The organism is Neptunicoccus cionae, assembly GCF_002860325.1.
GTDB lineage: Bacteria > Pseudomonadota > Alphaproteobacteria > Rhodobacterales > Rhodobacteraceae > Amylibacter > Amylibacter lutimaris.
The window spans coordinates 389,976-397,164 of record NZ_PKOJ01000003.1 but is presented as its reverse complement, the minus strand read 5'-3'; the positions used below and the strand labels follow the sequence as shown (position 1 = coordinate 397,164).

The 7,189-nt window shown below is 56.1% G+C and carries 6 protein-coding genes; 1 reads left to right on the top strand and 5 read right to left on the bottom strand.

Annotated elements, in window-relative coordinates:
• Positions 1 to 144 precede the first annotated feature (144 nt).
• The 5 genes from C0U40_RS10720 to ugpB all read right to left on the bottom strand — a co-directional run bounded on the left by C0U40_RS10720 (position 145) and on the right by ugpB (position 4,874).
• Positions 145 to 660 (bottom strand): DUF421 domain-containing protein, encoded by a 516-nt coding sequence (locus C0U40_RS10720; protein ID WP_101655758.1) that lies wholly within the window; start codon positions 658 to 660, stop codon positions 145 to 147.
• Positions 661 to 771: 111 nt separating this feature from the next.
• Complete coding sequence (locus C0U40_RS10715; RefSeq protein WP_101655757.1) at positions 772 to 1,782, bottom strand: ABC transporter ATP-binding protein; 1,011 nt, start codon at positions 1,780 to 1,782, stop codon at positions 772 to 774.
• 2 nt (positions 1,783 to 1,784) lie between these two features.
• Positions 1,785 to 2,621 (bottom strand): sn-glycerol-3-phosphate ABC transporter permease UgpE, encoded by an 837-nt coding sequence (gene ugpE, locus C0U40_RS10710; protein WP_101655789.1) that lies wholly within the window; start codon positions 2,619 to 2,621, stop codon positions 1,785 to 1,787.
• A 17-nt stretch (positions 2,622 to 2,638) separates the two neighbouring features.
• Entirely contained in the window at positions 2,639 to 3,520 is an 882-nt protein-coding gene (gene ugpA, locus C0U40_RS10705; protein WP_069301775.1) for a sn-glycerol-3-phosphate ABC transporter permease UgpA, read from the bottom strand.
• A 43-nt stretch (positions 3,521 to 3,563) separates the two neighbouring features.
• Positions 3,564 to 4,874, bottom strand: a complete 1,311-nt coding sequence (ugpB, locus tag C0U40_RS10700) for a sn-glycerol-3-phosphate ABC transporter substrate-binding protein UgpB (RefSeq protein ID WP_101655756.1) — start codon at positions 4,872 to 4,874, stop codon at positions 3,564 to 3,566.
• Positions 4,875 to 5,201: 327 nt separating this feature from the next.
• Between ugpB and acs the strand changes: the two genes are divergently transcribed.
• Positions 5,202 to 7,163, top strand: a complete 1,962-nt coding sequence (gene acs, locus C0U40_RS10695) for an acetate--CoA ligase (protein WP_286134902.1) — start codon at positions 5,202 to 5,204, stop codon at positions 7,161 to 7,163.
• Positions 7,164 to 7,189 lie beyond the last annotated feature (26 nt).

Below are 7,189 nucleotides of genomic sequence, written 5' to 3'. Positions count from 1 at the left end.
GATGGTACTGCGTCTTAAGACGTGGGAGAGTAAGTCACTGCCAAACCTAGTAAGTATTAACAAAACAAAATGCTCTCAAAACGATCACAAAAACACAAACCGGCCGCCCAAAAAGGGCGGCCGTTTGCGTTCAAGGGGGGGGAGTTAGTGGTGTGTTACACCCTTCAACAGACCCTCTTCGACCTTTTCCCCTGCCAGAACTGAAATACTGCCCGTGGTTTCCAGAACGGCAGCCCTTACCTCTTTTATGCTCTCTACGCCGGCTTCGCGTAGCTTTGCGATCAGGTCATCCTCTGTGACCCTTGTGGTTTTGAGGGCCTGGTGCAGGATGACCCCGTCTTTCAATAGGAAAACGGGTGTGTTTTGCACAGCCCTATCAAACCACGGCAGGTTGTGGCGCAGCTTTGAAACGGCGAACTGAACGATGAAAAGGCTGGTCATTGCAGCAAGGCTTTGCAGAAAGCCGACGGAATCTTTGGACTGGGACGCACCCGCCAACAGCGAGCCCATGGCAACCGTGGTGACAAAATCGAAATTGGTCATTTTCGAGAACGATCGAAGGCCGACAACCCTGACCATCAGAATGATCCAGAACAATGCGAAAATGCTGAGGAGGCTGCCTTTGGTGAGGGCGTCCAGATAGGGTTCGTTAAAGAACATGGCTCTTCCTTCCGTTTCTGTCGGTGCGTGGCACGCAGAAAACCCCGCCTTCACAGGACTAACGCGGGCCACGTCCGGAAAGTTTCACCAAAACGAATAGAATAGCCGCTGTCAGCAGCGTTTGCCGTTCCGGTCGAACAACATTTCGTCGCCATCCTGCCAATCCAGACCGACCTCTGTGCCTTCCGCTGCACCGGCTTCTGTAGCGGACTGTCGTGCGGTGACCATGGTGCCATCGGCCAGTTCCAGATGGGTCAGTGTTTCAGCGCCAAGGGCTTCGGTATACATCACTTTTGCGGCAAGGCGTCCCGATCCGGAAGGCATTACATTCAGATGTTCGGGCCGCACGCCGAGTTTGACTGCATCGGGGTTCCCAATCCCTGCCAGATCTGCATTTACGAAATTGGTCGGGGGGGAGCCGATGAAACCTGCGACAAATTCGGTTGCGGGGTTTGCGTAGACTTCGAGCGGTGCGCCGATCTGGTCCGCTACGCCTGCATTCATAACGATCATCCGGTCCGCGAGTGTCATGGCTTCGACCTGATCGTGGGTCACGTATAGTGATGTCACACCGAGACGCCGTTGCAACTGTTTGATCTCAAGGCGCATTTGCACCCGCAGTTTGGCATCGAGGTTGGACAGGGGTTCGTCGAAGAGGAAAACAGAGGGTTTACGCACGATCGCGCGGCCCATTGCAACCCGCTGGCGTTGCCCGCCCGAAAGCTCTCTCGGGCGGCGTTTCAGGTAGGATTCCAGCTGCAGCAGTTTTGCGGCGGTATCCACACGTTCGGCGATTTCGGCCTTTGGCGTACCTGCGATCTTCAACCCGTAGGCCATATTGTCAAACACGCTCATATGGGGGTAGAGCGCGTAGTTCTGGAACACCATCGCAATGTCGCGGTCCATCGGTTCGCGGTCGTTAACCACTGCGCCATCAATCTGCACCGTGCCGGATGTGACGGTTTCCAGCCCTGCCACCATGCGCAAGAGCGTGGACTTGCCACAACCGGACGGGCCGACGATGACGATGAACTCCCCGTCTTTGATGTCGATGTCTACACCGTGGATCACCTCGGTTTTGCCGAAAGACTTCTTCAGGGAATCGAGTTTGACAGTCGCCATTCTTATTTCTCGCTATCTACAAGGCCGCGGATGAACAGCCGCTGCATTCCGACGACGACAATCACCGGCGGGATCATCGCAAGGATCGAGGTTGCCATGATGACGGGCCAGTCCGCGAAATCATCGCCGGAGGGGAACATTTGTTTGATGCCCATGACGATGGTGTTCATGGACGGATCGGTGGTGATCAGCAGCGGCCAGAGGTACTGATTCCAGCCGTAGATGAACAGGATCACGAACAGGGCCGCGATGTTTGTGCGGCTCATCGGGAGGAGGATGTCGCGGAAGAACTGCATCGGGCTGGCACCATCCACGCGGGCGGCCTCGGCCAGTTCGTCCGGCACGGTCATGAAGAACTGGCGGAACAGGAAGGTCGCGGTTGCCGATGCGATCAGCGGGAAGATCAGGCCGGAGTAGCTGTTGAGCATACCAAAGCCTGCCACCACTTCGTAGGTGGGGACGATGCGGACCTCTACGGGCAGCATCAGGGTCAGGAAGATCAGCCAGAAAAATGTGCGCCGACCGGGAAAACGGAAATAGACGATGGCAAAGGCGGACAGCAGCGAGATGACGATTTTGCCAAAGGCGATGCCAAGGGCCATAATCATGGAATTAACCATCATCCACGCCACAGGCGCGTTGATGCCCGAGACCAGCGCCTTGCGGTAGTTTTCAAAGAAATGGTCGCCGGGCAGCAGGGGCATTGGAGGGTCCATGATGTCGGCCTGTGTCACCGTGGAGGCCACAAGTGCCAGCCAGATCGGGAAGAAGACAAACAGCAGCCCGATGATCAGCCCCAGATGGGTCATCCACAGGCCAAAGCCGCGCTTTTCTACCATGCCCGAATGATCCGCCATCAGTAATGTACCCGTCGTTCGATGAATTTAAATTGCACGATGGTCAACAGGCCGACGATCACCAGCAGGATCACCGATTGCGCTGCAGAAGAACCGAGATCCTGCCCGACAAATCCGTCCGCGTAGACTTTGTAGACCAGAATAGTGGTGGACTGCTGCGGCCCGCCGCTGGTGATCGTATGTATCACGCCGAAGGTCTCAAAGAAGGCGTATACGATGTTTACCACCAGCAGGAAGAATGTGGTGGGGGAGAGCAGGGGAAAGACGATGGTGCGGAAACGGGTCCAGAAGCGGGCGCCGTCAATGGCGGCGGCTTCGATCACAGATTTCGGGATCGCTTGCAATCCGGCTAGGAAAAACAGGAAGTTATAGCTGATCCGCCCCCAAGCCGAGGCGACAACCACAAGACCCATGGCCTCTTCGCCGTTCAGGACATGGTTCCAGTCATAGCCGAGCAGGCCAAGATACCACGACACCACGCCAACGCGGGTGTTGAACATGAACAGCCACAAGACCCCCGCCACAGCCGGAGCCACTGCATAGGGCCAGATCAGCAGGGTGCGATAGACGCCGGAGCCTTTAATCAGCCGGTCGGCCAGCACCGCGAGATAAAGCGCGATGCCCATAGAGACCACGGTCACAAGGATAGAGAAAACCGCTGTTGTCACAAAAGAGGCGCGGTAATAGGGATTGCCCAGCAGATATTCAAAATTGCCAAGCCCAACATATTTCATCGACAGACCGAAAGGATCTGGGATGAACAGGGACTGCCAGATAGCCTGACCTGCGGGATAAAAGAAAAAGACAGCCGTGATGACGATCTGCGGCAAGACCAGCAGAAGCGGCAACCAGAGCCCTTTGAAGGTGACGCGTTTTTCCATTCAGTAAAGGGGCACCCCCGCGCCTGCGGGGATGCCCAATGCCTTAGCGGTTGGCTTGTTCAAAGCGGCGCAGCAGTTCGTCGCCCCGCTGTTTTGCGCTATCAAGGGCGGTTTTCGCGTCCTTGTCACCGGACCAGACGGCTTCCAGTTCTTCGTCGATGATCCCGCGGATCTGGTCGAAGGACCCAAGGCGCAGACCTTTGGAATTTTCTGTCGGCGCATTGGTTGTCATCTGCTTAACCGCGACATCGGTGCCGGGGTTTTCTTCATAAAAACCCTGTTCGCGGGTAAGATCCGCAGCGGCACTTGTGATTGGCAGATACCCTGTGTCCTGATGCCACTGGGCCTGCACTTCGGCAGAGCTGAGGAAGTTCAGGAATTCGGCAACACCTTTGTACTCCTCATCCGACTGACCTGCCATCACCCAAAGGGATGCACCACCGATGATGGTGTTTTGCGGGGCGTCAACCGCGCTGGCCCAGTAAGGCAGCGGGCGGACTTCGAAATCGAATTTGGCTTCGGCCTTGATGCCCGCGTAACCGGCGGAGCTTTCGGTGAAGAGCGCACAGTCACCGGAGCGGAAGTTCGCGCCGCCCTCGTTGCGACGGCCCGCATAGATGAATTTGCCTTCCTTGGCCCAGTCGCCCATCGCCTGAATATGCGCAACCTGCACATCACCGTTCAGCGCCAGTTCGGTGTCTACACCGCCAAACCCGTTGGCTTTGGTTGCAAAAGGTGTGTCGTGATAGGCAGAGAGGTTTTCCAGATGGATCCAGCTTTGCCAAGCTGTTGTCATTGGGCATTCACTGCCAGCTTCTTTCAACTGGTCAAGCACCTCGCCCACCTGTTCCCAAGTGGACATATCCGTGTCAGGGTCGATCCCCGCTTCCGACAGCGCGTCACGGTTAACCCAAAGTACCGGAGTGGAAGAGTTGAAGGGCAATGACAGCATTTCACCCTCGGATGTGGTGTAATAGCCTTTCACCGCGCCGATATAGGCGTCCGAATCGAAATCGGCTCCCGAATCGGCCATGACTTCATAGACCGGCTTAATCGCGCCTTTGGCTGCCATCATCGTGGCGGTACCAACTTCGAACACCATCAGGATGTCGGGCTGTTCGCCTGCACGGAAAGCGGCAATGCCCGCGTTCAGTGTTTCAGAATAATTACCCTTATGGGTTGCTTCGACCACATAATCGGACTGGCTGTTGTTGAAGGTTTCAACCTGTGCAGCCACCAGTTCGCCCAGACGGCCTGTGAAGGCGTGCCAGAATTCGACTTGGGTTTGGGCTGTAACAGGGGCGCCAACCATAACGGCTGTTGCCGATCCCCATAGCAAATGTTTCAATTCCATAATGAATTTCCTCCTAGTGTTGACGGTGCAACTGCAAAAACCTTACCGTTTGGTCAAAACAAAAAGCAAGCATTGTAAGTCTGGATTGCCTTTGTGTCGGGTCAGGAAAGGTGCAGCGGGGGCGCACCGGAGCGGTTTGTAAGGCGGTACTTAAGTCATGTTTCTTACAGTTTTGTGACGCTTTCCGTCATTTTCTTTACAAAATTCTTCTTCAAAACCGTTGCATTACAGACAGATTGACAGTTTTTGGTTAATTTTCCGCAGGTACTTGCAGAAGGAGAGGGTCTGCAGTCATTAATGCGGTGACTTGTTAGGAGGAGGCAAGCTATGTCAGCACACAACAGCCCTATGGAAAAACACCCGATTCCGGAAGCGATTGCGCGGAATGCGCATGTTAACGCGGATCAGTACAAGGCGATGTATGAAGCCTCTGTCACAGATCCTGAAGGATTCTGGCGTGAACAGGGAAATGCGCTTCAGTGGTCCAAACCTTTTACCAAAGTCAAAAACACCACCTTTGCCCATCCCGATGTCTCGATCAAATGGTTCGAAGACGGGGAGATGAACGTCTGCGAAAACTGTGTGGACCGTCATCTGGAGGCGCGGGGCGATCAGGTCGCGATTATCTGGGAGCCGGACAGCCCGACAGAAGCATCCAAACATATTACATACGCTGAACTGCACCGCGAGGTCAGCAAGCTTGCCAATGTGTATAAGACGCTCGGTGTGGGAAAAGGCGACCGAGTCGTCCTGTACATGCCTATGATCCCTGAAGCCGCCTATGCAATGCTGGCCTGTGCGCGGATCGGTGCGGTACATTCCATCGTTTTCGGCGGGTTTTCTCCTGATGCACTGGCGGCACGGATCAAAAGCTGCGACGCAAAGCTGTTGGTCACAGCGGATCAGGCACCGCGTGGCGGTAAGGCGACTCCGCTGAAGGTGAATGCGGATGCGGCGCTGGAAATCTGTGGAGACGTGCAAACACTGGTGGTCGAACGCACCGGCGCGGATGTGGGTCTGAAAGAGGGGCGCGACCATTCCTATTCGGCCCTGATGGCGCAGGCTTCAGACGATTGTGCTGCGGTTCCTGTGAATGCCGAAGACCCGCTGTTCATCCTTTACACATCCGGTTCCACAGGCCAGCCCAAAGGGGTTGTGCATTCCTCGGCAGGGTATCTGGTCTATGCGTCGCTGACCCACAAATATGTGTTCGATTACAAGGACGGCGATATTTTCTGGTGTACGGCAGATGTCGGCTGGGTCACGGGACACAGCTATATCGTTTACGGGCCGCTGGCCAATGGTGCGACCACGCTGATGTTTGAAGGGGTGCCAACCTATCCCGATGCCAGCCGCTTCTGGCAGGTTTGCGACGAACACAAGGTCACGCAATTCTACACCGCCCCGACAGCTATTCGCGCATTGATGGGGCAGGGGGACGAGTTTGTCACAAAATGCGATCTGTCCTCCCTGCGGATTCTTGGCACCGTGGGCGAGCCGATCAACCCCGAGGCGTGGAACTGGTATAACGAGGTGGTCGGGAAAGACCGCTGCCCGATTGTGGATACGTGGTGGCAGACGGAAACCGGCGGGCATCTGATGACCCCGCTGCCCGGCGCGATCGAAACCAAACCCGGTTCCTGTACGCTGCCGTTTTTCGGGGTGCAGCCGGTAATCCTTGATCCCCAGTCAGGCGAGGAAATCACCACGACCGAGGCCGAGGGTGTGCTGTGCATCAAGGACAGTTGGCCTGCACAAATGCGCACGGTTTACGGCGATCATGACCGCTTCGTTTCGACGTATTTCAGTGATTACAAAGGGTATTATTTCACCGGTGACGGTTGCCGGCGCGATGCGGACGGCTATTACTGGATCACTGGGCGGGTGGACGATGTGATCAACGTTTCGGGCCACCGGATGGGCACCGCCGAAGTGGAAAGCGCGCTGGTTGCCCATGAAAAAGTCGCAGAAAGCGCCGTTGTGGGCTACCCCCATGACATTAAGGGGCAGGGCATCTACGCCTATGTCACGCTGATGTCGGGCGAGGAGCCGAGCGAGGCGTTGCGCAAGGAACTGTCCGACTGGGTGCGCAAGGAAATCGGCCCGATTGCAAAACCGGACCTGATCCAATGGGCGCCGGGCCTGCCAAAAACCCGTTCGGGCAAGATCATGAGGCGTATTCTGCGCAAGATCGCCGAAGATGATTTCGGCGCGCTTGGCGATACCTCAACCCTTGCGGACCCGAGCGTCGTGGAAGATCTGATCGAAAACCGCATGAACCGCGGGTAATTCGGTTCCCGCCGGAGCCTCCGGCG